Origin of the sequence: Bradyrhizobium sp. BRP22 (assembly GCF_020194175.1) — a bacterium.
Taxonomy (GTDB): domain Bacteria; phylum Pseudomonadota; class Alphaproteobacteria; order Rhizobiales; family Xanthobacteraceae; genus Bradyrhizobium.
On sequence record NZ_JADYVX010000038.1, the window covers coordinates 27407 to 51923 of the forward strand.

At 62.8% G+C, this 24517-nt stretch carries 21 protein-coding genes; 13 read left to right on the forward strand and 8 right to left on the reverse strand.

Annotated elements, in window-relative coordinates; all coding sequences use genetic code 11:
• Positions 1 to 29 precede the first annotated feature (29 nt).
• The 5 genes from I6F35_RS32560 to I6F35_RS32580 all read right to left on the reverse strand — a co-directional run bounded on the left by I6F35_RS32560 (position 30) and on the right by I6F35_RS32580 (position 5754).
• Positions 30 to 2348, reverse strand: a complete 2319-nt coding sequence (locus I6F35_RS32560) for a polysaccharide biosynthesis tyrosine autokinase (RefSeq protein ID WP_225121734.1) — start codon at positions 2346 to 2348, stop codon at positions 30 to 32.
• Positions 2329 to 3756 (reverse strand): outer membrane beta-barrel protein, encoded by a 1428-nt coding sequence (locus tag I6F35_RS32565; protein WP_225121735.1) that lies wholly within the window; start codon positions 3754 to 3756, stop codon positions 2329 to 2331. The genes I6F35_RS32560 and I6F35_RS32565 overlap by 20 nt, the downstream gene beginning before the upstream one ends.
• Before the next feature lie 301 nt (positions 3757 to 4057).
• Positions 4058 to 4507 carry a polysaccharide biosynthesis/export family protein gene (locus I6F35_RS32570; RefSeq protein WP_346283229.1) on the reverse strand — a complete coding sequence of 150 codons (450 nt, stop codon included), beginning with the start codon at positions 4505 to 4507 and terminating at the stop codon, positions 4058 to 4060.
• A 287-nt stretch (positions 4508 to 4794) separates the two neighbouring features.
• Positions 4795 to 5556, reverse strand: coding sequence for a metallophosphoesterase (locus tag I6F35_RS32575; protein ID WP_225121737.1), 762 nt, complete (start codon positions 5554 to 5556; stop codon positions 4795 to 4797).
• A gap of 60 nt (positions 5557 to 5616) precedes the next feature.
• Positions 5617 to 5754: a hypothetical protein gene (locus tag I6F35_RS32580; protein WP_225121738.1), complete on the reverse strand. Its 138-nt coding sequence runs from the start codon at positions 5752 to 5754 to the stop codon at positions 5617 to 5619.
• 639 nt (positions 5755 to 6393) lie between these two features.
• On the opposite strand from I6F35_RS32580, the gene I6F35_RS32585 reads away from it, so the two are divergent.
• The 9 genes from I6F35_RS32585 to I6F35_RS32625 all read left to right on the forward strand — a co-directional run bounded on the left by I6F35_RS32585 (position 6394) and on the right by I6F35_RS32625 (position 16978).
• Positions 6394 to 7080, forward strand: coding sequence for a sugar transferase (locus I6F35_RS32585; protein ID WP_225121739.1), 687 nt, complete (start codon positions 6394 to 6396; stop codon positions 7078 to 7080).
• Positions 7081 to 7120: 40 nt separating this feature from the next.
• Positions 7121 to 8554 (forward strand): mannose-1-phosphate guanylyltransferase/mannose-6-phosphate isomerase, encoded by a 1434-nt coding sequence (locus I6F35_RS32590; RefSeq protein ID WP_225121740.1) that lies wholly within the window; start codon positions 7121 to 7123, stop codon positions 8552 to 8554.
• 79 nt (positions 8555 to 8633) lie between these two features.
• Positions 8634 to 9425, forward strand: coding sequence for an FkbM family methyltransferase (locus I6F35_RS32595; RefSeq protein ID WP_225121741.1), 792 nt, complete (start codon positions 8634 to 8636; stop codon positions 9423 to 9425).
• A gap of 42 nt (positions 9426 to 9467) precedes the next feature.
• Positions 9468 to 10787 carry a UDP-glucose/GDP-mannose dehydrogenase family protein gene (locus I6F35_RS32600; RefSeq protein ID WP_225121742.1) on the forward strand — a complete coding sequence of 440 codons (1320 nt, stop codon included), beginning with the start codon at positions 9468 to 9470 and terminating at the stop codon, positions 10785 to 10787.
• Between the two features lie 384 nt (positions 10788 to 11171).
• The gene (locus I6F35_RS32605; RefSeq protein WP_225121743.1) at positions 11172 to 13487 is read left to right on the forward strand and encodes a bifunctional salicylyl-CoA 5-hydroxylase/oxidoreductase; all 2316 of its coding nucleotides are present in this window, start codon (positions 11172 to 11174) and stop codon (positions 13485 to 13487) included.
• Complete coding sequence (locus I6F35_RS32610) at positions 13484 to 14266, forward strand: SDR family NAD(P)-dependent oxidoreductase (RefSeq protein ID WP_225121744.1); 783 nt, start codon at positions 13484 to 13486, stop codon at positions 14264 to 14266. The genes I6F35_RS32605 and I6F35_RS32610 overlap by 4 nt, the downstream gene beginning before the upstream one ends.
• Before the next feature lie 23 nt (positions 14267 to 14289).
• Positions 14290 to 15129 carry an enoyl-CoA hydratase family protein gene (locus I6F35_RS32615; RefSeq protein ID WP_225121745.1) on the forward strand — a complete coding sequence of 280 codons (840 nt, stop codon included), beginning with the start codon at positions 14290 to 14292 and terminating at the stop codon, positions 15127 to 15129.
• Positions 15130 to 15149: 20 nt separating this feature from the next.
• Positions 15150 to 15545, forward strand: coding sequence for a RidA family protein (locus I6F35_RS32620; RefSeq protein ID WP_225121746.1), 396 nt, complete (start codon positions 15150 to 15152; stop codon positions 15543 to 15545).
• A 188-nt stretch (positions 15546 to 15733) separates the two neighbouring features.
• The gene (locus I6F35_RS32625; protein ID WP_225121747.1) at positions 15734 to 16978 is read left to right on the forward strand and encodes a flavin-dependent oxidoreductase; all 1245 of its coding nucleotides are present in this window, start codon (positions 15734 to 15736) and stop codon (positions 16976 to 16978) included.
• A gap of 146 nt (positions 16979 to 17124) precedes the next feature.
• Here I6F35_RS32625 and I6F35_RS32630 read toward each other — a convergent pair whose 3' ends face one another.
• Together I6F35_RS32630 and I6F35_RS32635 are read right to left on the reverse strand one after the other, a co-directional pair.
• Entirely contained in the window at positions 17125 to 17577 is a 453-nt protein-coding gene (locus I6F35_RS32630; protein ID WP_225121748.1) for a cupin domain-containing protein, read from the reverse strand.
• Between the two features lie 28 nt (positions 17578 to 17605).
• Positions 17606 to 18772: an ABC transporter substrate-binding protein gene (locus I6F35_RS32635; protein ID WP_225121749.1), complete on the reverse strand. Its 1167-nt coding sequence runs from the start codon at positions 18770 to 18772 to the stop codon at positions 17606 to 17608.
• 261 nt (positions 18773 to 19033) lie between these two features.
• Here I6F35_RS32635 and I6F35_RS32640 point away from each other — a divergent pair, with 261 nt between their 5' ends.
• From I6F35_RS32640 to I6F35_RS32650, 3 genes are all read left to right on the forward strand, one after another.
• The gene (locus I6F35_RS32640; RefSeq protein WP_225121750.1) at positions 19034 to 19528 is read left to right on the forward strand and encodes a MarR family transcriptional regulator; all 495 of its coding nucleotides are present in this window, start codon (positions 19034 to 19036) and stop codon (positions 19526 to 19528) included.
• Positions 19525 to 20337: an alpha/beta hydrolase gene (locus tag I6F35_RS32645; protein WP_225121751.1), complete on the forward strand. Its 813-nt coding sequence runs from the start codon at positions 19525 to 19527 to the stop codon at positions 20335 to 20337. The genes I6F35_RS32640 and I6F35_RS32645 overlap by 4 nt, the downstream gene beginning before the upstream one ends.
• A gap of 142 nt (positions 20338 to 20479) precedes the next feature.
• Positions 20480 to 22123 carry a benzoate-CoA ligase family protein gene (locus I6F35_RS32650; protein ID WP_225121752.1) on the forward strand — a complete coding sequence of 548 codons (1644 nt, stop codon included), beginning with the start codon at positions 20480 to 20482 and terminating at the stop codon, positions 22121 to 22123.
• Positions 22124 to 22133: 10 nt separating this feature from the next.
• On the opposite strand, the gene I6F35_RS32655 is transcribed toward I6F35_RS32650, so the two are convergent.
• Entirely contained in the window at positions 22134 to 23036 is a 903-nt protein-coding gene (locus tag I6F35_RS32655; protein WP_225121753.1) for a LysR family transcriptional regulator, read from the reverse strand.
• A gap of 161 nt (positions 23037 to 23197) precedes the next feature.
• Here I6F35_RS32655 and I6F35_RS32660 point away from each other — a divergent pair, with 161 nt between their 5' ends.
• The gene (locus tag I6F35_RS32660; RefSeq protein WP_225121754.1) at positions 23198 to 24415 is read left to right on the forward strand and encodes an amino acid ABC transporter substrate-binding protein; all 1218 of its coding nucleotides are present in this window, start codon (positions 23198 to 23200) and stop codon (positions 24413 to 24415) included.
• Positions 24416 to 24517: the final 102 nt, after the last annotated feature.

The following is a 24517-nucleotide window of genomic DNA, read 5'->3' on the forward strand; positions in this document are numbered from 1 at the left end:
TAAAGGCTGGCTGGCAAAGCCGCGCATGTTCACCGTGCTGCTCCGGAGCTGAGGCTCGCGGTTGCGTATGGCTTGAGGTAGGCGGAACTGCGGTAGTAGTCGTAGAACTGCAGGCGGCTGAGGTCGACGCGGGTCAGCACGGTGCCGAGGATGCGGTCGGCAACCGGCGACAGCAGATCGATGGTGTGGGTCAGGACCTCGCGCGGGGTCTGATCCCAGGCCAGCGCAAGGATGATGCGGTCCGCGAGCTCGGCCAGTGCCCGGCCGTCAACCAGCGGCACCAGCGGCGGCGAGTCGACGATGATCAGTTCGTAGCGATGGCGCAAGTGATCGAGCACATCGACGATGCGGTCGGAGAACATCAGTTCGGTGATGATCTCGGCCTGCTTGACCGCGGTGGACGGCAGCACGGACAGGCCGGTGCTTTCGTCGGTGAGGATGGCCTGCTCGATGGCCGCGCGGCCGAGGGCCACGTCCAGCAATCCGATGTCGGCGCGCGGGCAGAGCGAGCGGGTGAGTTGCGGGTTGCGGAGATCGCCGTCGATCAGAAGCGTCCGGATACCCAATGTCGCCAGCGACTGCGCGAGATTGCCGGCGAGCGTGGTCTTGCCTTCACTGTCGAGGGCGGAGGTCACGAGCACGACCTTGACCGGCTGCAGCCGCATGGTCCGTTGCAGGGCCAGGCGCACCGAGCGAATCGCCTCAGCAAAGAACGTGGCGGGCTCATCGATCGCATAGCGCATCAAAGGCGGCTGCAAAGCGGCGGGCAGCAGCTTGACCGTTCTCGGATCATGATTTTCGAGCTCGCTGCGTCCGCGCCGTCGCGCCAGCCCTGCAAGTTCCCTGGTGCCGATCAGCGGCACCGCAGCCAGCGCCGGCACGCCCGATATTGACTCCGCCTGTTCCAGCGTCTTGATGCGGCCGTCGAGGTAGTCGGCGCCGAAGGCGAGCACGCTGCCTAGACCGAGGCCGAGCATCCCGGCAAGGCCCAGGATCAGCATGGTCTTCGGCGACGACGGACGGATCGGAACGCTGGCCTTGGTCACGACCCGCGAGTCCGGCATCTCCAGGCTTTCCTGCGACGTCGTCTCCTTCGAGCGCGCCAGATAGGATTCATAGAGAGTGCGGTTGGCTTCGGCCTCGCGCTGCAACTCATGTAGCCGCACCTGGGCCTGGCTGGACGTATTGGATACGTTCTGCAATTGCTCCAGGCTCTGGTTCAGCGAGTTCTCGCGGGAGAGCGCCACGTCGTAATCGTGCTTGGTGCTCTCGAGGATCCGCTTGATTTCCTCGTTGATCAGCCGCTGGGTGTCCTTGAGCTGTGCGCGCACATTGGTGACGAGCGGATGCCGTGAGCCGTATTTGCTGGAGAGATCGGCCTCGTTCTTGGCGATGTCCGCATACTGCGTGCGCAATTTCGTGATCATGTCCGACGAAATCGCCGCATTGATGCCGCCGGGGTCACCGCCGGACTTGGCGATCTGCTGCACCTGATCGTATTTGGCGCGCGCCTCAGCGGTCTGCACTCGCGCCGCGATCAGCTTGTTGTTGAGGTCGGTGATCTGCTGATCGTTGACGGTGACGCCCTGCGACACCGTCAGATTGTTGGCGGAGCGGAAATCCTCGACCGCCTTCTCGGAGGCGACGACCCTCGACTTGAGATCGTTGATCTGGCCGCCGAGCCAGTTGGCGGCGATGCGGGTCGCGTCATTCTTGGCGCGGACCTGGTCTTCGAAATAGGCGTCCGCGATCGCGTTGGCGATAACAGCGGCCTTCGACGGCGATTCCGAGCTGACATTGATATCGACCAGGAAGGTGGTGCCTTGTCGCGTCACCTTCATGCGTTTCTGCAGGATTTCGATCGAACGCGCGCGCGCGGCGTCCTGCGGGTCCGCGGCGCCCTCGGGAGCTGCCGAGGCGAACAGCCGCCTGATCGGATCAAGCAGGCCCGGTTTCGGGATGAATTCCGGATCCTGCGTCAGCTTCAGCCGGCGGACCACCCGATCGAGGATCGCGACCGACTGGATCAGCAATGCCTGGCTTTCGATTGTTGCATCATCGGTGCCGTAGTTCGACAGCGCGGTCTGGCTGTTCGTCTCCACGGCTGCGGCCCGGCGCGGATCGACCAGCACGGTCGCGGTCGATGTATATAAAGTGGTGGCCAGCAGGCAGTAGGTCAGCCCGAGCGCGACCAGCAGCACAGCGGGCAGGATGGCAAACTTGTAACGGCGGCGCAGGATGCGCCCCATCTCGCGCAGATCGACGGTCGGCGGCTGCCAGCGGGGGGCGGCACGTTCAGCCGCTTCTTCCGGGGGGCGAGGCAGGTGCTCAGAACTGCGTTGTAACATTCAATCCCACCAGGTGTTTGTCGTAGCTGAAGGTCGAGATGTTGCTTTCGCGCGACGTGAAGCGGTAATAGACAGCGATAGCGGCGAAACGATTCAGCAGATATTTGATGCGGGCGTCGGAGGTGGTGACCTGATCCTTGCGCGGCTGCCCGAAGAATTTATCGCTCTCATAGGCGCCGTAGAACGAAACGATAACGTTGCGACGGAACTCATAGTCCAGCCCGAGCTGCACGGCGTTGGCGAGCACGCCGGTGGAACTCGTGACGGAAGTCTCCGTGACGATCTGCTCGGCGTTCAGGTGAACGTCGATCATCCGCGTCGGACTCCATGTCAGTCGCGCGCGATAGGTCGGGCCTTCGATCGTGCCGATGGTCGGATCGACGAAGCGTTGCTGCACGTAGCCGAAGCCGATTTCGCCGGTGATCAGGCGCGCCAGTCCGACGGTGACGCCGGTGAGCGCACGATAGCCCTGTGAACTCAGCGGCTGGAGAGGCTGGCCGCGGAGGTCGCGCACATTGCCCTCGGCGCTGCCGAACCAGCCAAGAGTCTCGGAAAACGCATAGTCGATCCGGCTGTGGAGCGAGTAGATCTGACCGTCACGGGCGTCCTGGTTGATGGGCATGCCGTTCTGCGCGACGGTCGAGCCGTAGTCGTAGGAATCGGTGCGGAAGCCGACAGACGCAGTCAGCCGATTGAATTCCTTGCGAAAGCTCAGATCGCCTGAGTACCAATTATAAGGTGTCGGTGCGATGGCGTTGGCGGGTGAACTCAGCGAGCCGACGCCCTCGTTGAGATGCGCGATCTGGAAACTGCCCAGCAGCGCCATGTCATGAGCAATGTCGATCCAGCCATTGCCCTTCAGGCTGGCATTGGTCTGGTTGAGGCTGGAGTTCTGCTTGTAGACCGTCTCCTGGGCGTCGAGCTTGAGGTCGATGCCGTGCCGCTCCCATAGCGTATGGGCGCGCAGCTGCGGCTCGACCACAGCCGCGACGTCACTGCGGATGTCGGTATTCGATGCGAACACGTTGCTGTCGAAGAACCCGCCAGTGATCAGCGATGGATTGAACATCCACGAGCCCGAGCGAATGCCCACCGGCTCATAGCCAGGCTGCAAGCGGCCTTTCACGGGCGTGTCCTCCGGCGGGATGGCTTCACGGGTGTCAGGATCGGTCAGCTTGGGTAACGGGGTTGGCTCGAAGATTTGCTGCGCGTTCCATGGCGGCGCCACCTCCTCATTTGGCCAAGGGAGCACCTGCGCGTTCGCCGGTGATCCGAGCCCAAGCACAATCGCAGTTACCGGCGCGGGTACGATCTTGAATCCGCGGCGACCGAACGCGACGACCGAACGGGTTTGCGACCCACTCGTTCCAATCGTGTTCATCCAGCCAAATGCAGTGGTGCGTTCCATAATCCATCCCTTGCGGGAACTCTGGAGGCGATGAAGTCCTGAAGCCCGGTTGCCCGTGCTCACAAATTCACCGCGGACTGCGCATCGACATGGCAGTCCTTGCACTTGTTACGCGCGCACTACGGAGCATTGCTGGCTTGATCAGAGAACGTCCTCCCGCGCGTTAACGTGCATCGCGGGAAAAAGTTTTCTGCATTGCAAAATAATACTCACCGCAAATCGACGACACTATGGCAGCGCGTATGACATAAATGTTCACGCGCGTGATCTGCGAATGAGATTGCTCCGTCGAGCGGGCCGTTCAGAAGTAGCGCTCGCCGATCCTGATGTTGTCGCCGGGAAACACCAGGATCGGCGCATCGAGCGCGTAGATCTCTTCTGCTGGACTGCCCGATCGACGCAGAAAGACCTTGGATTCGTTGGCGCGATAGGTGAATCCGCCGGCGCTGGCGACGGCATCCATCACCGTCAGACCGAGTCGATACGGATATTCGCCGGCCTTCTTGACCTCGCCGAGAATGTAATAAGGTCGGTAGGCGACGATCTCGACGTTCACTTTCGGATCACGCACGATGTCCTTCGATAGCGCGGAAGTGATCGCGCGCTCCAACTGCTTCGTCGTCATGCCGGACGCCTTCATGCGGCCTGCAAGCGGAACCGAGACCTGGCCACCCGCGTCGATTTCATACTCCCCGGTGATGTCGGGTTCCCCATAGACCTTCACACGCACCCTGTCGTTCGGACCGAGCACGTAGCTTCCTGTCGAGAGCGCATGCGAGCCTGTGTGCGTTTGGGCTGACGCGCAAGGTGCGAAGCTCGCGATACTCGCTAAAGCAAACGCAAATAGAGTAATGCGTGGCGCCGCTCGGGCGACACGAATCCATTGTTGCTGCATGACTAGATCCCCACGAAAGTCCGTCAGTAACGGCGCGGATCATAGGTGAGCAAACAAGGCGAAAAAATGTGGGTGGGCGTTCCGCGAGGGCCGTCATTCGGTTCCATGACCGTGCAGCGTTAATGGCGCGCCTGCGCGCTCCTTCAGAGGACCAGGACGGTCGTTCCCTCGATGGCAATGCAGGTCAGGGTTCCGCTTCTCCATGCGCCGGTATCGATATTGATGCGGTTGTGCCTGATGTCGGGATGGGGGACCGGCGTGTGGCCGTGCACGACACATTTGGCGTGATCTTCATCCGAATTGAGAAATTCCTGGCGAATCCAGAGCAGATCCTCCGAATTCTGCTGCTCGATCGGCACCTTAGGGCGCACTCCGGCATGAGCAAAGAAGAAGTCGCCGCAGGTGAAGCTGTCGCGCAGGCATTGCAGGAACAGCATATGCGCGCGTGGGAACACGCTGAGAAAGCGCTGCTGCAGATTGACTTCAGAGACGGGCATCTCGCGCGGAGTTACGCCATAGGAAGCCAGCGTCTGCATGCAGCCGAGCCGCCGCCAATCCGCGAACACGGCCGGATCGTGAAGAAAGTGTTGCAAAAGCTCTTCGTGATTACCGCGCAGGCAGACTGCGTGATTCCTGACGAGGCGAACTGCCAACAGATCGAGCACGGTCTTGGAGTCGGGGCCGCGGTCGATGTAGTCGCCGAGATAGATCTCGAGCACGTAGCGGATCGGCCGCCGGCTGATGTCGTCGTCGATACGTGCAATGGTCTCGGCGAGGAGGTCGGCACGTCCGTGAATGTCGCCGACCGCGTAGATGCGCGTGTCTGCGGGAGCCGAGGGTGCAACATATTGCGGATATGCAACTGGCGGCCGCATCATCGATTGCTTCGACCATGGAACCGTCATGAGGTCAATCGGCGGAGACGCCGCGGCGTCCGCTTCGTTCGTATATTGCGTATATAGAGTCTAGAAGAAGATCATTCGGACGAGCAGGATGATCACGATCCAGGCAAGCACGTTCGCCAGAATGATGCAGTTTCTCAGTCGGCGCCCCGCCGGATCGAGTCGTGCTGTTTCAGGGCGTTCCAAACGTGCGGCGATCATGGGCGCCTCCCTGGAAGTTTCTTCCGAGACGAGCGGCTTCTTGGCTACGGCCGCTTCCACGCGTTGAGGTCTCGCAATCATCGGCAACCATCAAGTGTAATGATCACGTCGAGGAAGTACGGGTAGCCGTTTAGTATGCGGTGAAAAAAATCCTTCAAAAATGACCGCACGCATTAAGTGCCATGCAGAAATGCGATGTAGCCAGTGTAGCGCTCCTGAATCGAATCCGATTCGCGAGTTCCATAACGGCGTTAATGCATGGCTGCACCGAGGGACGCGCAGCACAATTCGCGTGCAGTTGAACCTAAGCGCCTCCGAACAAAACAGATTCTTTGCAACGCACAAAGTTCACGATGCCGCGATGCAAAATCGCGCTCAACATTTTCGTTTTGCTGCCCCATTTCGCTCAAAGAGTTCGTAGAATTATACGCGCCGCGCGATCGAAGCGCGTCTCTGCTGCGCAGGAAAATTCGCAAATGCGAAGGTGCCCGCGAGATGGGCAGCGACGAACTGCGTGCGTCGCGCTTGTGACCTCTTTGGGTTCAACAGAGAGAGCGAGAGCAAATGGCCGCCATCGTCACAGCCAACTTTGACCAGGACAGTATCAGGTCCCTCCGCAATAAGCGGAGTACCATCTCGATGCGACCGGTCGAATATGCTGGCAGTAATGCGTACAGTCCCTACCGCGCAAAGCGTCCACGTCGCTCGGTGCGCACCGAGCCGGGCTCCTCCTTCGTCAAGCGCATCTTCGACATCGTGGTTGCAAGCGCGGCGCTGTTGTTCTTCGCGCCGCTGTTGATCGCGATCGCGGTCGGCATCAAGCTGACATCGCGGGGACCGGTGTTGTTTCATCAATACCGGTACGGCTATCGCAACCGGCGCTTCAAGATCTACAAGTTCCGCACGATGCGGATCGACGCCTGCGACGTGCGCGGCGTGAAGCAGACGGTGCAGGGCGACCCCCGGGTCACCTCGATCGGCAAGATCCTGCGCAAGACGAGCCTCGACGAAATCCCGCAATTGATCAATGTCATCAAGGGCGACATGTCGCTGGTCGGCCCCAGACCGCATGTCCCGGGCATGCTCGCCGCCGACCTGCCGTATGAGGACCTCGTGCCGTACTATTTCCAGCGCCACAGCGCCCGGCCCGGGATCACGGGTCTTGCGCAGGTGAGCGGCTGCCGCGGAAGCACGGTCGAGGCCGGCCGCGCGATCTCGCGGATCGATTACGACCTCGACTATATCGAGCGCTGGTCCTTGCGCATGGACATCCTGATCATCGTGCGCACCGTCCGCCGCGAATTCCTGTCCGGCAGCGGCTTCTAAGTCCGCCGACACACAAGCATCACAAAAAGGGAGCGACACGATGCTGCAGCCACGCGGCCGCATAGTCCCAGTTCTTTTGTCGGGAGGCACCGGCTCGCGGCTCTGGCCGCTGTCGCGCGAGAACCAGCCGAAGCAACTGCTCGCGTTGCTCGGCGAAAAGACATTGTTGCAGCAGACCGCGAGCCGCGTGACGGAGCCATCGCTCTTCACCGATCCGATGGTGATTGCCAATGCCGAGCATCGCTTTGCCATTGGCGAGCAACTGCGCGCGGCCGGCATCGCCGCTCCGACCATGGTGCTGGAACCGTTCGGACGAAACACGGCGCCGGCCGTGGCGATTGCGGCGCTTCTCGCCAGCGAGGTCGATCCCGATGCGGTGATCCTGGTAACGCCGGTCGATCACTGGGTGCGCGATCATGCGGCCTTCCGGGCGACGATTGCGAGCGGGCTTCCGGCGGCGCGCCGCGGACAATTCGTCCTGTTCGGTCTCAAGCCGAGCGGGCCTGCGACCGGATATGGCTACATTCGCATGGGCCGCGGCGTCGCCGACCTACCCGAAATCCGCAAAGTCGCGGGCTTCGTCGAGAAGCCCGACGTTGCCACCGCGGAGCACTTGCTGGCCGGCGATGATCACCTGTGGAACAGCGGAATCTTCCTGTTGCCCGCTCGCCCCTTCATCGATGAGCTGGCGCAGCGCGAGCCGGCCATTCTGGAAGCCTGCCGCGCGGCGCTGGCTGGCGCGACGCGCGATCTGGATTTCCTGCGGCTTGAAGAAAAGGCATTCGAGACCTGCCCATCCATCTCGGTCGACTATGCCGTGATGGAAAAGACCGACAAGGCCGTGGTGGTGCCGGCCAGTTTTGACTGGAGTGACGTCGGAAGCTGGTCGGCGCTATGGACGATGGGCGAGAAGGACGCCTCCGGCAATGTCGTGATCGGCGACGCGGTGGCCGAGGACACCTCCGGCTGCTACGTGCGAGGCGACGGCCCGCTGGTCGCGGCCTTTGGCGTCGAGGATCTTGTCATCACCGCTTCGCCCGACGTGGTGCTGGTGACCAAACGCGAGCGCGCCCAGGACGTCGGCAAGCTTGTGGAGCGGCTGAAGGCCAACGGCCATCGCGCCGCGACGCAGACCCACAGCGTGCACCGTCCGTGGGGTTACTACACGTCGATCCACGCCGGAGACCGCTTCCAGGTCAAGCGCATCACCGTCAACCCCGGCGCCAAGCTGTCGTTGCAGAAGCATTTTCACCGCGCCGAGCACTGGGTCGTGGTGAACGGCACCGCGATCGTCACGCGTGATGACGAGGAGGTGCTGCTGCGCGAGAACGAATCGATCTTCGTTCCGCTCGGCTGCATGCATCGCCTGGAAAATCCCGGCAAGGTTCCGCTCAACCTGATCGAGGTGCAGTCGGGCACGTATCTTGGGGAGGACGACATCGTCCGGGTGCAGGACATCTACCACCGGGTGTGACGCAGCAACCGCAAGCCAGGCCGGCAGGCGGCGTCCGGAAGCGCCCACCCCACATCAACGCATAACGGAGGGAATGGACATGGGTGCCAAGCAGCAGGCCAAGGATCTTTTGAAGGATGCATTCCCATCGATCTGGCTGCAGTGGCATTTCATGCATCGCCCGAAATCGGCGGAGCGCGAGCTTTCCTACCTCGACAAGATCATTCCGGATGATGCGGTGACGGTCGATGTCGGCGCCAATTGCGGGCTCTACACGCGAAAACTGGCGCGACTTTCCCGCGAGGTCCACGCCTTCGAACCGTCCCACGACATGGCGCGCCTGCTGCGGCGGACGTCTGCTTCAAACGTCAGCGTGCACGAGATCGCGCTGTCCGACCACGAAGGTGACGCCGAACTCTTCATTCCGCGCGGCGACAGCGGGCTGGTCCACGGTCTTGCCTCGCTGGAGCGGCGGGTGATGGCGTCGTCCGATCCGATCGTTGCCGCTCACGTGCCGATGGCGCGGCTGGATTCGGTGATGCATCAGGAGGTCGCGTTCGTGAAGATCGACGTGGAAGGGCACGAACTCAACGTCCTCAATGGCGCCGTCGAGCTGCTGGACCGCTGCCAGCCGGTGTTCCTGGTGGAAGCGGAGGATCGCCATCGGCCGGCCGCGACGGAATCTGTGTTCGACTATTTCCGGCAACGGTCCTACCGTGGTTTCTTCCTGAAGGAAGACGATGTGGTCGACGTCGAAAAATTCGACGTCGACGAGCTGCAGGATGCGGCGGCGCTCGAACCGGACGGCGGCCGCAAGGAAGGGCGGTTCTATATCAACAACTTCTTCTTCTTCCCGCAGCATCTCGATGGCGAGTCGATGCTGGTCAAATGACCGGCGCGACCGCTGCGATCACTTTGTCAGACAGGATAAGCCATGCATATCACGATGGTCGGCGCCGGTTATGTCGGACTGGTGTCGGGGGCGTGTTTCTCCGACTTTGGGCACTACGTCGTTTGCGTCGATAAGGATGAAAAGAAGATCGCCGCGCTCAACAAGGGCGAGATACCGATTCACGAGCCCGGGCTTTCCGATCTGGTGGCGAGAAATGTCGCGCAGGGGCGCCTGGCGTTTGTGACCGACTTGAAGGGGGCGGTCAGCCGTTCCGAGGTCATCTTCATCGCGGTCGGCACTCCGTCACGCCGCGGCGACGGCCATGCCGATCTTTCCCACGTCTACGCCGTGGCACGTGAGATCGCTGCGGCGTTGCCGGAATCCGCCGTCGTGGTGACGAAGTCGACGGTTCCGGTCGGCACCGGCGACGAGGTCGAGCGGATCATCCGCGAGGAGAAGAAGGATGCGAAATTCGCCGTCGTCTCCAACCCCGAATTCCTGCGGGAGGGGGCCGCGATCCAGGATTTCAAGCATCCCGACCGCATCGTCATCGGCACCGAGGATGCGTTTGCGAAGGAAGTGATGGCGGAAGTCTATCGTCCGCTGCATCTCAACGCGTCGCCGATCCTCTACACCAGCCGCCGTACCGCGGAGCTGACCAAATATGCCGCCAACTCGTTCCTTGCGACCAAGATCACCTTCATCAACGAGATCGCCGATCTTGCCGAGAAGGTCGGCGCCAATGTCCAGGAAGTCGCCCGCGGGATCGGCCTCGACAACCGCATCGGCTCGAAATTCCTGCATGCCGGTCCGGGCTTCGGCGGCTCCTGCTTTCCCAAGGACACGCTGGCGCTGATCAAGACCGGCCAGGACCACGAAGCCCCGCTGCGGATCGTCGAAACGGTGGTGGCGGTGAACGACCAGCGCAAGCGCGCCATGGCGCGCAAGGTGGCGAACGCGTTCGGCGGCAATATCCGCGGCAAGACCATCGCCGTGCTCGGCGTCACCTTCAAGCCGAACACCGACGACATGCGCGATGCGCCCTCGATCCCGCTGATAACCGCGCTGCAGGACATGGGCGCGGTGATCCGCGCATTCGATCCGGTCGGGATGGAGCAGGCCAAGAAGGTGTTCGAGAACGTCACCTTCTGCCGCGACGCCTATGATTGCGCGCGCGGAAGCCATGCGATCGTGATCGTCACGGAATGGGAGCAGTTCCGTGCGCTCGATCTGAAGAAGATGGCGACGATCATGGCAACGCCCGTGATCGTCGATCTCCGCAACATCTATTCGCCCGAGGATGTGATGCGGAACGGCTTCCATTATTGCGGTGTCGGCCGGCCGAAGCCGCTGGCTTATTGAGGCCCGGCCGCGAGCTCAGTTCATCTCGCCCCGCTTGCGGGGAGAGGTCGAAATTCAAGCGCAGCTTGAATTTCGGGTGAGGGGGAGTCTCCGCGAGTCCGTCTGTCATCGTATTCGCGGATGGAGTCCCTCACCCCAACCCTCTCAGGGCGAGCTCTGCTCGTCCCGGCCCCGTAAAGAACGGGGAGAGGGAGGAACGGCCGTCAATCGATCCAATCTGTCCTAACCCGTCGTCGTGCTCGAGGGCGCGGCTGGCCGCTTTTTTGCCTCAACGGGTCGGGCCTCGCTTGACAAAATTATTTTAAGCATAAAATATCTTCCGGCTTCGTCCCGGGGGAACTTTTCGGCTTGGGCCCCGCTGACCGTCGAAGCGAGGAGACAGCCATGCGCATCGTCTGCATCGGGGGCGGGCCGGCCGGGCTCTATTTCGGCATCCTGATGAAGATGCTCGATCCGGCGCACCGGATTTCGGTGGTCGAGCGCAACCGCCCCTACGACACCTTCGGTTTCGGCGTCGTGTTCTCCGACGCCACCATGGACAACATGCGCAAATGGGATCCGGTTACGGCGGATGCGATCGAGGAGGCCTTCAACCACTGGGACGATATCGAGGTCCTGATCAAGGGCCGCCGGATGCGCACCACCGGCCACGGCTTTGTCGGCATCGGCCGCAAGCGGCTGCTCAACATCCTGCAGGCGCGCGCCGAGGAACTCGGCGTCGAACTGGTTTTCGAGCGCGAGGTCGATTCCGATCTCGAATTCCCGGATGCCGATTTGATCGTCGCGGCCGACGGCGTGAACTCCAAGATTCGGACGCGCTATGTCGACAGCTTCCAGCCCGACATCCTGCTGCGGCCGAACCGCTACATCTGGCTCGGCACTAACAAGCGCTTCGACGCCTTCACCTTCGATTTCCGCAAGACCGAGCACGGCTGGTTCCAGGCGCACATCTATAAATTCGAGGAGGGCGCGGCGACCTTCATCGTCGAGACCACCGAGGAGGCGTTCCTCGCGCACGGTCTCGACAAGCTCGACCAGGCAGGCTCCATCGCCTTCTGCGAAAAGGTGTTCGCGGAAATCCTCGAGGGCCATTCGCTGGTCTCCAATTCGCGCCATCTGCGCGGTTCGGCATGGCTTTCGTTCCCGCGATTGATCTGCGGCAAATGGACCGCGTTCAACGGCAGCAGCCATGTCGTGCTGATGGGCGATGCCGCGCACACCGCGCATTTTGCCATCGGATCCGGGACCAAGCTCGCGCTCGAGGATGCGATCGAGCTCACCAATCAGTTCAAGCAGCTCGGCGCGACGCCGGACAAGATTCCGTCGGTGCTCGCGGCCTATGAGGAGCTGCGCCGCGTCGATGTCGCGCGCATCCAGAATGCGGCGCGCAATGCGATGGAGTGGTTCGAGGTGGTCGGCGCGCGCTATGCAGACACGCTGGAGCCTGAGCAGTTCATGTATTCGCTGCTGACGCGTTCGCAGCGCATCAGCCACGAGAATCTGCGCCTTCGCGACAAGGCATGGCTCGAAGGCTATGAACGCTGGTTCGCGGAACGCGCCGGGCTGCCTGCCGCCAATGATCGCGTGGCGCCGCCGATGTTCACGCCGTTCCGCATCCGCGGCTTGTCGCTGTCCAACCGCATCATCTGCTCGCCGATGGCGATGTATTCGGCGGTCGATGGCGTGCCGAACGATTTTCATCTCGTCCATTTCGGCGCCCGCGCCCTCGGCGGCGCCGGGCTGATCTTCACCGAGATGACCTGCGTGTCTCCCGAGGCGCGGATCACGCCGGGCTGCTGCGGATTGTGGAACGACGAGCAGGCGAAAGCCTACCAGCGTATCGTCGATTTCGTTCACGGCAATGGCGCGGCCAGGATCGGCATCCAGCTTGGCCATTCCGGACGCAAGGGGTCGACCCGCGTCGCCTGGGAGGGAATGGATGAGCCGCTCCCAGAGGGAAACTGGCCAGTGGTGTCGGCCTCCGCCGTTCCCTATCTGCCCGACGGCCAGACGCCGGAGCCGATGACGCGCGCCGAAATGGACGAGGTGCGCGAGCAGTTCGTCGCCGCGGCCCGGCGCGCGGTGCAAGCGGGCTTCGACATCTTGGAATTGCATTGTGCCCACGGCTATCTGTTGTCGAGCTTCCTCTCGCCGCTCACCAACCGCCGGACGGACCAATATGGTGGCGACATCGAAAACCGTGCGCGCTATCCGCTGGAAATATTTCGCGCGATCCGTGACGTGTGGCCGCAGGACAAGCCGATCTCGGTGCGCCTGTCGTGCCATGACTGGGCCGAGGGCGGCAACACGCCGGATGATGCGCTGCAGTTCGCGAAGCTGTTCAAGGAAGCCGGCGCCGACCTGATCGATTGTTCCTCCGGCCAGGTCTGGGCCGATGACCATCCGGTTTATGGCCGGCTCTATCAGACGCCGTTTGCCGACAAGATCCGCAACGAGGTCGGCATTGCGACCATTGCAGTCGGCGCGATCTCCGAAGCCGATCACGCCAATTCCATCATCGCCGCCGGCCGCGCCGATCTCTGCGCCATCGCGCGCCCGCATCTTGCCGATGCTGCCTGGACGCTGCACGAGGCCGCCAGGATCGGCGTGAAGTCGATTGCCTGGCCGAAGCAATATCTCTCCGGCAAGCAGCAATATGAGACCAATCTGGAACGCGCCGCCGCAGGAGCGAAAGCATGACCCGGAATTTCTGGCCCGGTGCGCATGCGCTCGTCACCGGCGGCGGTTCAGGCATCGGCGCCGCCACCGCGCGAGCGCTGGCTGAAGCCGGAGTGCGGGTGAGTGTTGCGGGCAGGAGGCCGGAGACGCTTGCCGAGACGGCAGCATCTCTCGGCAAGCGTGCCGGCGCGGTTCTGCCCATGGATGTGACCGACGAAATCGCCGTCGCGGACGGCATCAAGCGGATCGAAGCCGAGATCGGCCCGATCGACATCCTCGTCAACAATGCAGGGAAAGCGCTGAGCGCGCCGTTCGAGAAGACGGACACCGCTTTGTGGTCGGACATGCTGGCGAGCAATCTCTCCAGCGTGTTCCTGGTGACGCATGCGGTGCTGCCCGGCATGGCGCAGCGCGGACGCGGGCGCGTCATCAATGTCGCGTCCACGGCGGGCTTGACCGGCTACGCTTATGTCTCGGCCTATGTCGCCGCCAAGCATGGTGTCGTCGGGCTGACGCGCGCGCTCGCGCTCGAATATGCCCGCCGCGGCGTCACTGTGAATGCTGTCTGTCCGGGCTATACCGATACGCCATTGGTGGCGGAGGCCGCCGCCAACATCGTCGCCAAGACTGGCCGGAGCGAAGCGGAAGCGCGTGCAGCCTTGGCAAAAGTCAATCCGATGCAGCGGCTGGTGACGCCTGAGGAAGTCGCAGACACCATTGTTTGGCTTGCCTCGCCGGGTGCATCGTCAATCAACGGCCAGGCCATCGCGGTCGCCGGCGGCGAGGTCTTCACGGGATAATGGAAACGCCCAAGGAACACATCATGTCTGAGATGAAAGCAAAGCTGCGGCCATTCAGGAACTATCCGGCGCGCCATTTCAAATGGTCGACCGATGGCGATGCCCGCGTCGCCACCATCACGCTGAACCGGCCGGACAAGAAGAACCCGCTGACGTTCCAGTCCTACGAGGAACTGCGCGATCTGTTCCGGGATCTTGCCTATGCCTCCGACGTCCGCGCCATCGTGCTGACCGGCGAGGGCGGCAATTTCTGCTCCGGCGGCGACGTGTTCGAGATCATCGAGCCGCTGACGCGGATGACGATGCCGGACCTGATCGCGTTCACGCGCATGACCGGCGATGTCGTCAAGGCGATGCGCAAGTGCCCGCAGCAGATCGTCGCCGCGATCGATGGCGTCTGCGCCGGTGCTGGCGCTATGCTGGCGCTTGCTTCCGATCTGCGGCTGGCAACGCCGCAGGCCAAGACCGCCTTCCTGTTCACGCGCGTCGGCCTTGCCGGCGCCGACATGGGCGCGTGCGGATTGTTGCCGCGGGTGATCGGACAGGGCCGCGCGGCCGAATTACTCTATACCGGGCGGGCCATGAGCGCGGAGGAGGGATTTGCCTGGGGCTTTCACAACCGCCTGGTGCCATCGGCGGAGCTGCCAACCGCGGCCTATGAACTCGCGCGTTCGCTCGCCGACGGCCCGTGGTTCGCGCACGGCATGACCAAGACGATGTTCAGCCAGGAATGGGCGATGGGCATCGACGAGATGGTGGAATCGGAAGCGCAGGCGCAGGCGATCTGCATGGCGACAGGCGATTTCCGCCGCGCCTTCGAGGCTTTCGCCGCCAAGAAGAACCCGGTCTTCGAAGGGAACTAGCCCGTGACGGGAACAAGCACATGATCGAACTCCTGCAGCCCGAAGGCTGGGCCCAGCCGGTCGGCTATGCCAACGGCGTCAGTGCGCGTGGCAAGATGATCTTCATCGCCGGCCAGATCGGCTGGAACGCGCAATGCGTGTTCGAGACCGACGACCTCGTGGAGCAGATCGGCCAGACGCTGCGGAACGTCGTCGCGGTCGCCGCCAGCGGCGGCGCCAAACCCGAGCAGATCGTGTCGATGACCTGGTTCCTGCTCGACCGCCGCGAATATTCGGCGCGCTTGAAGGAGATCGGCGCTGTCTACCGTGACGTCATGGGCCGTCGCTTCCCGGCGATGACGGCGGTGCAGGTCTCCGGCCTGATCGAGGACCGGGCCAAGGTCGAGATCCAGGCGATCGCGGTGGTTCCGGACTGAAGTGGTGAGAGCATGATCCGGAAAAGTGGAAACCGGTTTTCCGAAAGATCATGCTTAAACGAAAAAGCGTTAACCTAAGTCGCGCACGCCGCGGATACTGAGGCGATAAAGCGTCTTGCGAGCGGCTCGACGGCCGTGCAACCTTCTCAGGGTCTCACAACGTCCGGATTGTCGAGTGGAGTAGGGCAATGAAGGCGATTATCGTCGGCGGCGGGATTGGCGGGCTCACGACGGCGCTGATGCTGCGGGCCCGCGGCATCGCCTGCGAATTGTTCGAGCAGGCGGAGACGATCCGCGAGCTCGGTGTCGGCATCAACACCTTGCCGCATGCGATCCGCGAACTCGCCGGCCTCGGGCTGCTCGATGCGCTCGACAAGGTCGCGATCCGCACCTACGAGCTGTTCTATCTGACGCGCCACGGCCAGCAGGTCTGGCACGAGAAGCGCGGGCTCGATGCCGGCCATGACGTGCCGCAATTCTCTGTTCATCGCGGCCGCCTGCAGGGCGTCATCCATCAGGCGGTGGTCGAGCGGCTCGGCAGCGAGGCGATCCACACCGGCTGCCGCCTCGGCGCGTTCACGCAGGACGAAGGCGGTGTTACCGCCTATTTCTTCGATCGTGCAGGCCAGCATGTGCACACCGCGCGCGGCGACATCCTGATCGGCGCCGACGGCATCCATTCGAAAGTGCGCGAGACGCTGTTTCCGAACGAAGGTCCGCCGTGCTGGAACGGCCTGATGCTGTGGCGCGGCGCCGCGGATTGGCCTGCGTTTCTGATGGGCCGATCGATGATCATCGCCGGTGGCCTGAATGCAAAGGCGGTGATCTATCCAATCGCGGAGGGCTCGAGCCCGGCAAGCCGCCTCACCAATTGGGCTGTCATGGTACGGATCGGCGACGGCGCTTCACCGCCACCGCGCCGTGAGGGCTGGTCGAACCTCGGCCGACGTGAAGAGCTGATGCCCCATGTCACAGGCTTCTCGATCCCGCAGGTCGATTTTGCGGCGCTGGTCGGCGCCACGCCGGAATTTTGGGAATATCCATGCTGCGACCGCGATCCGTTGCCGTATTGGAGCAGCGGCCGTGTCACCTTGCTCGGCGATGCCGCGCATCCGATGTATCCGGTCGGCTCCAATGGCGCCTCGCAGGCCGTTCTCGATGCGCGGTGCCTCGCGGATGCGCTGGCACGCTCGGAGCATCCGCGTCAGGCGCTGGTCGCCTATGAACGCCAGCGCCTGCCGATGACAGCCGATATCGTCGCCTCCAACCGCCGCGGCGGACCGGAGGGCGTGATCGATGCCGTCGAGCAGATCGCGCCGCAGGGTTTCACTGATGTCGACGCCATCCTGAGCTACGAGGCCCGCGAAGCAATCGTGCGCGGCTACGCCGCCAAGGCCGGCTTTGCCGCGCGTGTGGTGGCGCGGCAGTCGTAACAGCCTATCGGCGCTTCATCCTTCGAGACGGCCGCTACGCGGCCTTCTCAGGATGAGGTCAAAGAGCGATAGGATCTTAGAACCTCATGGTGAGGAGCGCGGCCCGCCGCGCGTCTCGAACCATGAGGCCCCTGCAGCAAAGCCCACTACGCCGGAGGCGGCGGCAGGAAGTGGATGTTGTACTCGGCGGCGAGCCGGACCACGTCATCAGGATTCTGTTCCCGCATGTTGTGGATCGCCCAGAACAGGTCATAGAGCCGGCGCGTCGGCGACACCCAGAACAGCGTCTTCGCGGCCTGCTGCGACTTGTTGAAGATGCCGTGCGGCCTGCCCATCGGCAGGCGCACGAGATCGCCAGGCGTTGCCGATTCATCGGCGCCATCGAGCATGAAGTCGAGCTTGCCTTCGAGGATATAGAGATATTCGTCCTGGTCGGGATGGATGTGCGGCGGCACGAAGGTGCCGGGCGGAAATGTCGCATGCCAGGAGAACGAGTGCTCGGTGCGGTTCTTCGGCACATAGGTCTGGCCGAGGATGTTCCAGGTGATGCCCTGGATGCCCTCATTGGCGCGGGTGATGCCTGCGATCTCGTCGTTCATTGGTCCACTCCCTCGCTTATTTGCTCGTTTACTTGGCCGAGCAGTCCTTGGCGTAGCGGTCGCCGTAATTCTCGAACACTTTCTGCACGATCTCGGTCTGGAACTTGCCATCGGGACGCTTCGCGACCTGGGTCAGATAGAAGTCCTGGACCGGATAGCCGTTGGTGTTGAACTTGAAAGTGCCGCGAAGCGAAACGAAATCGGCCTTCTTCAGCGCCGCCGCGACCGCCGCTTTCTTGGAGAGATCGCCGTTGACCGCCTTCACCGCGCTGTCGATCAGCAGTGCCGCGTCATAAGCCTGCATGGCGTAGGTGCCGGGCACGCTCTTGTAGGCGGCTTCATAGGCAGCCACGAATTTCTTGTTCTGGGGATTGTCGAGGTTGGGCGCCCAGTTGGCGCCGCCGAACATGCCGACCGCCGCATCCTGCTGCGCCGGCAGCGTCGATTCATCGACCGTGAAGGCGGAAAGAACGGGCACGGTCGCGCCGGCCTGCTTGTATTGCTTCACCAGATTGACGCCCATGCCGCCCGGCATGAAGGTGAACAGCGCATCCGGCTTCAGCGAGGCGATCTTGGTCAGCTCGGGCTGGAAATCCAGCGTATTGAGCGGCGTGTAGGATTCATCGACGATCTCACCCTTGTAGTCTAGCTTGAAGCCAGCGACCGAATCGCGGCCGGCCTGGTAGTTCGGCACCAGGAGATAGACGCGCTTGTACCCGCGATCCTGCGCGACCTTGCCGAGGATCTCGTGCACCTGGTCGTTCTGGTACGAGGTCACATAGAAGAACGGGTTGCATTCCTTGCCGGCGTAGCTCGAAGGACCGGCGTTGGGCGAGATCAGGAAGGTCTTGTTCTCGGTGACGGGGCGATGGATCGCCTGCAGGATGTTGGAGAAGATCGGCCCGACCACGAAATCGACCTTGTCGCGTTCCAGCAGCCCGCGCACCTTGGTCACCGCGCCATCCGGCTTGAGCTCGTCGTCGACATTGATGACCTCGACATCGCGGCCTGCCATCTTGCCGCCGATATCCTTGATCGCCAGCGCGAAACCGTCGCGCACCTGCTGGCCCAGCGCGGCGGCCGGTCCCGACGTCGTCACGATCACGCCGATCTTGATCTTCTCCTGCGCCAGCGCAGGTACGGCAGCAAATCCGAACAATGCCGCCAATCCTGCCAACTTCAATGCCTGATTCATGGTCTCTCCTCGCGCCAACAAGATCAAAACCTTCGCGCCATAGCTTATTCTGATGACGGCAAGCGCCGCAAGCCAATGCCACGCGACGTCTCGTCCATCCGCCGGCGCGCATGCAAGCGTCGCGCCAAATTGCTTGAAGCTTAAAGAAATTCCGAATAGCGTAGCATGGTGCATCGGCCATTTGACTTGCGACATGCGACGAATTGTTTGAAGGTCAAAACGATCGGCCGTGAATTGGCGCCGCGAAAGGCGTAACTGCCCATGATGCTTGATTCCGAGACAAAAGCCGTCGAACTGCCGGAAGACCACGGCACCGAGCTTCGGCTCTGGCTTCGGCTTCTGACCTGCACCACGCTGATCGAGGGCGAGGTGCGCAGTCGCCTCCGCGAGCGCTTCGACGTGACGCTGCCGCGCTTCGATCTGATGGCGCAGCTCGACAAGGCGCCTGACGGCATGACGCTGTCCGATCTGTCCAAGCGGATGATGGTGTCGAACGGCAATGTGACTGGCCTGGTGGAGCGACTGGTGGAATCGGGTCATCTTGACCGCCGAACCTCGGACACCGATCGCCGCGTGCAGTTCATCCGCCTGACCAAGCTCGGCCGTGCCGAGTTCCGCAAGATGGCGGCCGAGCACGAGACCTGGATCGCCGATATCTTCGGCGACCTCTCGCACAAGGACATCCGCGAATTGATGCGGCTGCTCGCCAAGACCAAGGCCTCGGCGCAGCGATCGGCCAAGGCGCGGACGCCATGAATGCCGTCGACTATGAGGTTGAATACAACAACCGCGCACGGGTGCCGGAACATCCCGCGCTGATCGAAGGCTGGGCCAGGGACGCGGCTGCCTATCGCGCGCAGCATGCGCCGCGCCGCATGGCCTACGGTCCCGGCAATCGCCACACTATCGATGTCTTTGAGCGCGGCGAGGGGCCGCTCGTCGTCTTCATCCACGGCGGCTATTGGCAGGCGCTCGACGGTTCCTTCTTCAGCCATTGCGCGCGGGGGCTCAACGCCCACGGCATCAGCGTGGCTGTACCGAGTTACGATCTCTGCCCCGCCGTCACCATTGCCGACATCATCGGCCAGATGCGCGATGCGTCACGCGAATTGGCGCGGCTTGGCCGATCGCTGGTGATGAGCGGCCATTCGGCGGGCGGGCATCTCGCCGCCTGCATGCTGGCGACCGATTGGTCGGCGTTCGATGCGTCGCTGCCGAAACCGCGGGTCACATCAGCCTATGCGATCTCGGGCCTGTTCGAACTCGGTCCGCTGGTCGAAACCTCGATCAACAAGGCGTTGCATCTGGATGCCGCATCGGCCAGGGCCACAAGTCCGCTGTTCTGGCAGCCGCCGGCCGGAGCGGCGATGGATGCGGTGGTCGGCGAAACCGAAAGCGCCGAATATCATCGGCAGAGCCGCGCCATCGTCGAACAATGGGGCGCAGCCGGCGTTGCCACCCGCTTTGGCGTCATCGCCGCTGCCAATCATTTCACCGCGATCGCGCCGCTCGCCGATCCTGACTCGGCGATGGTCGCGCGGCTGCGCGAATTGGCGCAGGGCTGAATTCTCCTCACGTTCCGGCGAACCGCGAAAATCGGCCCTTGCGCGGAATTGTTTTAAGTATAAAATTGTTGCCGGGTACGCTGCCGGGCGTCCGCGATGCGTGATCGTGAGCATTCTTGCTGGAAAGCGAGGGGCGATGGATATGGCAGTTCTTGCACCGAAGCTGGGCCCTTCCGCCCATGTCGACACGTTCACGCGCGACAATCTCCCGCCGTTTCATCAATGGCCGGACCTGCTGCTCGACCGGCCGGAATTTCAATATCCCGATTATCTCAACGCCGCGGTCGAACTGACCGACCGCATGGTCGAGAAGGGTTTTGGCGACCGCATCGCGCTGATCGGCAATGGCCGCCAGCGCACCTACAAGGAGCTGACCGACTGGTCGAACCGCCTTGCGCATGCGCTCGTCGAAAACTATGGCGTCAAGCCTGGCAACCGTGTGCTGATCCGCTCCGGCAATAATCCGGCCTTCGTTGCCGCCTGGCTTGCCGCGACCAAGGCCGGCGCCGTCGTCGTCAACACCATGCCGATGCTGCGCGCCGGCGAACTGGCGAAGATCGTCGACAAGGCGCAAATCTCGCTGGCGCTGACCGACAGCCGCATCGCCGACGAACTCGTCGCCTGTGCCAAGACCAGCAAATTCCTCAAGCAGGTCGTCAATTTCGACGGCACGCAGAACCATGACGCCGAGCTCGATCGCGTCGCGCTGAGCAAGCCGGTACGGTTCGAGGCGGTGAAGACCGGCCGCGACGACGTTGCGCTCTTGGGCTTCACATCGGGCACGACCGGTGAGCCGAAGGCGACGATGCATTTCCACCGCGATCTCCTGATCATCGCGGACGGTTATGCGAAGGAAGTGCTTGATGTCACCGAGAACGACGTCTTCGTGGGGTCGCCGCCGCTCGCCTTTACGTTTGGCCTTGGCGGGCTCGCGATCTTTCCGTTGCGCTTCGGCGCCACCGCGACGCTCTTGGAAAACGCCGCGCCAAGCCAGATGGTCGAGATCATCGAGACCTACAAGGCCACGATCTGTTTCACCGCGCCGACCGCTTATCGGGCGATGATGGCCGCGATGGACAACGGAGCCGACCTGTCGTCGCTGCGTCTTGCCATTTCCGCCGGCGAGACGCTGCCGGCGCCGGTGTTCGAGAGCTGGACCAGGAAGACCGGCAAGCCGATCCTCGACGGCATCGGCAGCACCGAGATCCTGCACATCTTCATCACCAACCGGATCGGCGACGCCGTGGCCGGGACAACGGGGCATCCGGTCTCAGGCTATGAGGCCAAGATCGTCGATGACGATATGAACGAGTTGCCGCCCGGAATGGTCGGCAAGCTCGCGGTGCGCGGCCCGACCGGCTGTCGGTATCTCGCGGACCCGCGCCAGACCAAATATGTGCGCGACGGCTGGAACCTGACCGGCGACGCGTTCGTGCGCGACAAGAATGGCCGGCTCTCCTTCGTCGCCCGCGCCGACGACATGATCGTCTCTGCCGGCTACAACATCGCGGGCCCCGAGGTCGAGGCCGCGCTGCTGACGCATCCTGATGTGGCCGAGTGTGCGGTGGTCGGGCAGGCCGATGAGGAACGCGGGCAGATCGTCTCGGCCTATGTCGTGCTGAAGCAAGGCTGCCGCTCCGACGATTTGCAGGTCAAGCTCCTGCAAGACCACGTCAAGGCCACGATCGCACCGTACAAATATCCGCGCGCCATCAGCTTCGTCGACGCGCTGCCGAAGACCCAGACCGGCAAGGTCCAGCGCTTCAAATTGCGCGAAGCGAGCTGACCTCAGGCAATCAGTCCTGCTCCTCCCGCATCCGCCCGATCAGGAGGTCGGCGACCAATCGGCAGGAGGGCGACATGTTGCGGCTCGCCAGCCGGACCAAGGTGACCTGCGTTGCCTCCAGCCGCTTGTCGCGCAGCGGCACGGCGACGAGCAGGCCGGCCGCCAGCGCCGGTACCGCCGCGACGCGCGGCAGGAAGGTGGCGAGATCGGTGCGGGCGGCAAGCGTCTGGGCGAAGGCGAGCGAGTTGGTCTCGTTGCAGACCTCGAGCCTGACCTTGGCCTGGGCGCAGGCGCGATCGACTTCCTGGCGGATGCCGAAGGATGGATCGGGGACCACGACGCGTAGCCCTGCGAGTTCCTTCACCGTGCAGCTCGCCTTGTTCGCCAGCGGATGGCGCGGCGAGACGATCAGGCACAGCGACTGCCGCATCCGCCCGAGCTCGATCAGGTCGCTGCGCGGCGCGCGGCCGAACACGAAGCCGAGATCGACATCGCTGTGGCCGACCTTCTCGGCCACGTCGCGCGAGCCCACCATCGTCATCGAGATCGAAATGCCCGGATAATCGCCGGCAAGGTCGACGGCGAAATTCGACAGGAAGCTCATCAGCATGCCCTCGACGGTGGCGATCCGGACCTGCCCACGCCGTGAGCTGTCGAATTCCTGAACCTTGACGCGGATGCCGTCGAGCTGGTTGCGGTTCTCCACCGCGTAGCGGTAGAGCAGGTGGCCGGCGCCGGTTAGTTGCATGCCGCGCGGTCCGCGTTCGAACAGTTTCGCCGAAAGCTCCTCCTCGATCGCCTGCATCTGGCGGCTGATGGCGCTCGGCGCGATCCGCAGCGAAGCCGCCGCCTGCTTGATCGAGCCGCATTCGGTGACCTCGCGGAAATAGCGGATGGCGGCTGACTCGATCATGCGGCTTGGTCCTCCTGTCCCGGCCTGCCCAACAAGGCGGCAGGTCCTGACCAGGGTTCTAATTATTCGATCTCAGACCTCTAATTTCAATGCTTTTATTCGAATGCGGGATTTGCCATCATTTTTGTGTTTCAGTCTCTGGCCGCCATGGAGAAAATTCTATGAGTAAGTCTTGGGTCGCTCGTTACGCGCATCTTGCAGCCCCGCTATGGGCGGTGGTCGGCTGCGGGGCGCTGGCCTCTAACGCGTCGGCCGAAGATGTCATCCGCTTCGGCGCCCCGCTGCCGATCACCGGCCCGCTCGCGCCTGAGGCGGTCAAGCAGCAGCAGGGCTACGACCTCTGGGCCGAGGAGGCGAACAAGGCCGGCGGCATTTCCGTCGGCGGCAAGAAATACAAGGTCGAGATCGTCTACGCCGACTATCAGTCGAACACGCCGCGGGCGGTGCAGGCGACCGAGCAGATGATCACCCAGGGCAATGTTAACTTCATGTTCGGCGCCTTCGGCTCCGGTGCGGCCAAGGCGGCCTCCACCGTGTCCGAGAAGTACAAGGTGCCGACGCTGGCGGCGACCGCGTCCTCGGTCCAGGTCTATGACCAGGGCTACAAATACCTGTTCGGCACCTTCACGCCGAACGACACGCTGACGACGCCGCTGACCCAGATCATCAAGGCCAAGGTGCCCGAGGTGAAGAAGGTCGCAATCCTCGCGCGCAACGATCTGTTCCCGCTGGCGATCGCGCAGGAAATGGAGAAGTCGGCCAAGGCGAGCGGCTTCGAGGTCGTCTATTTCGAGAAATATGCGATCGGCACGCTCGATCACTCCGCGGCGCTGTCGCAGATCAAGTCGCTCGCGCCGCAATGGGTCTTCATCACCGGCTACATCAACGACCTGCTGCTCGTGCGCAAGCAGATGGTTGACCAGGAGATGAAGGCGCCGGTCGTCACCATGATCGCCGGACCCGCCTACCAGGAATTCATCGAATCGGGCGGCCCGACCGCCGAGAACATCACCAGCGCCTCCTGGTGGCATCCGGCCGAGCGGTATGAGGGCAAGGACATCTTCGGCTCGACCGAGAATTTCGTGAAGCTGTTCAAGGCGAAGTACAAGAGCGAGCCGGACTACGGCCAGGCTTCCGCGGCTCTGTGCGGCGCGCTGTTCCAGATGGCGATCGAAAAGGCCGGCTCGCTTGATCGCGACAAGGTGCGCGATGAACTCGCCAAGCTCGACGTCGTGACCTTCTTCGGCCCGGTGAAGTTCGGCCCCAACGGCCAGATCAACTCGCTCGATCCGCCCGTCTTCCAGATCCAGGGCGCCAAACCCGTGGTGTTGTTCCCTGATGCCATCAAGCAGGGCGATCTCAAGGTCGGCGTCAACTGATGACCACCGTCATAGCGAGCGAAGCGAAGCAATCCATGTCGCCACAAGCGGAAAGAATGGATTGCGTCGTCGCTTCGCTCCTCGCAATGACGAGCAGCATTG

What these genes read in the sequence shown, in the direction of transcription:
- I6F35_RS32605 (WP_225121743.1), top strand. Translation starts at nt 11,172, where the DNA reads ATGCGCATCGTCTGCATCGGGGGCGGGCCGGCCGGGCTCTATTTCGGC.
- I6F35_RS32625 (WP_225121747.1), top strand. Translation starts at nt 15,734, where the DNA reads ATGAAGGCGATTATCGTCGGCGGCGGGATTGGCGGGCTCACGACGGCG.
- I6F35_RS32575 (WP_225121737.1), bottom strand. Translation starts at nt 5,556, where the DNA reads ATGACGGTTCCATGGTCGAAGCAATCGATGATGCGGCCGCCAGTTGCA.
- I6F35_RS32595 (WP_225121741.1), top strand. Translation starts at nt 8,634, where the DNA reads ATGGGTGCCAAGCAGCAGGCCAAGGATCTTTTGAAGGATGCATTCCCA.
- I6F35_RS32560 (WP_225121734.1), bottom strand. Translation starts at nt 2,348, where the DNA reads ATGTTACAACGCAGTTCTGAGCACCTGCCTCGCCCCCCGGAAGAAGCG.
- I6F35_RS32650 (WP_225121752.1), top strand. Translation starts at nt 20,480, where the DNA reads ATGGCAGTTCTTGCACCGAAGCTGGGCCCTTCCGCCCATGTCGACACG.
- I6F35_RS32585 (WP_225121739.1), top strand. Translation starts at nt 6,394, where the DNA reads ATGCGACCGGTCGAATATGCTGGCAGTAATGCGTACAGTCCCTACCGC.
- I6F35_RS32655 (WP_225121753.1), bottom strand. Translation starts at nt 23,036, where the DNA reads ATGATCGAGTCAGCCGCCATCCGCTATTTCCGCGAGGTCACCGAATGC.
- I6F35_RS32635 (WP_225121749.1), bottom strand. Translation starts at nt 18,772, where the DNA reads ATGAATCAGGCATTGAAGTTGGCAGGATTGGCGGCATTGTTCGGATTT.
- I6F35_RS32615 (WP_225121745.1), top strand. Translation starts at nt 14,290, where the DNA reads ATGTCTGAGATGAAAGCAAAGCTGCGGCCATTCAGGAACTATCCGGCG.
- I6F35_RS32620 (WP_225121746.1), top strand. Translation starts at nt 15,150, where the DNA reads ATGATCGAACTCCTGCAGCCCGAAGGCTGGGCCCAGCCGGTCGGCTAT.
- I6F35_RS32660 (WP_225121754.1), top strand. Translation starts at nt 23,198, where the DNA reads ATGAGTAAGTCTTGGGTCGCTCGTTACGCGCATCTTGCAGCCCCGCTA.
- I6F35_RS32640 (WP_225121750.1), top strand. Translation starts at nt 19,034, where the DNA reads ATGATGCTTGATTCCGAGACAAAAGCCGTCGAACTGCCGGAAGACCAC.
- I6F35_RS32590 (WP_225121740.1), top strand. Translation starts at nt 7,121, where the DNA reads ATGCTGCAGCCACGCGGCCGCATAGTCCCAGTTCTTTTGTCGGGAGGC.
- I6F35_RS32580 (WP_225121738.1), bottom strand. Translation starts at nt 5,754, where the DNA reads ATGATCGCCGCACGTTTGGAACGCCCTGAAACAGCACGACTCGATCCG.
- I6F35_RS32565 (WP_225121735.1), bottom strand. Translation starts at nt 3,756, where the DNA reads ATGGAACGCACCACTGCATTTGGCTGGATGAACACGATTGGAACGAGT.
- I6F35_RS32610 (WP_225121744.1), top strand. Translation starts at nt 13,484, where the DNA reads ATGACCCGGAATTTCTGGCCCGGTGCGCATGCGCTCGTCACCGGCGGC.
- I6F35_RS32600 (WP_225121742.1), top strand. Translation starts at nt 9,468, where the DNA reads ATGCATATCACGATGGTCGGCGCCGGTTATGTCGGACTGGTGTCGGGG.
- I6F35_RS32645 (WP_225121751.1), top strand. Translation starts at nt 19,525, where the DNA reads ATGAATGCCGTCGACTATGAGGTTGAATACAACAACCGCGCACGGGTG.
- I6F35_RS32630 (WP_225121748.1), bottom strand. Translation starts at nt 17,577, where the DNA reads ATGAACGACGAGATCGCAGGCATCACCCGCGCCAATGAGGGCATCCAG.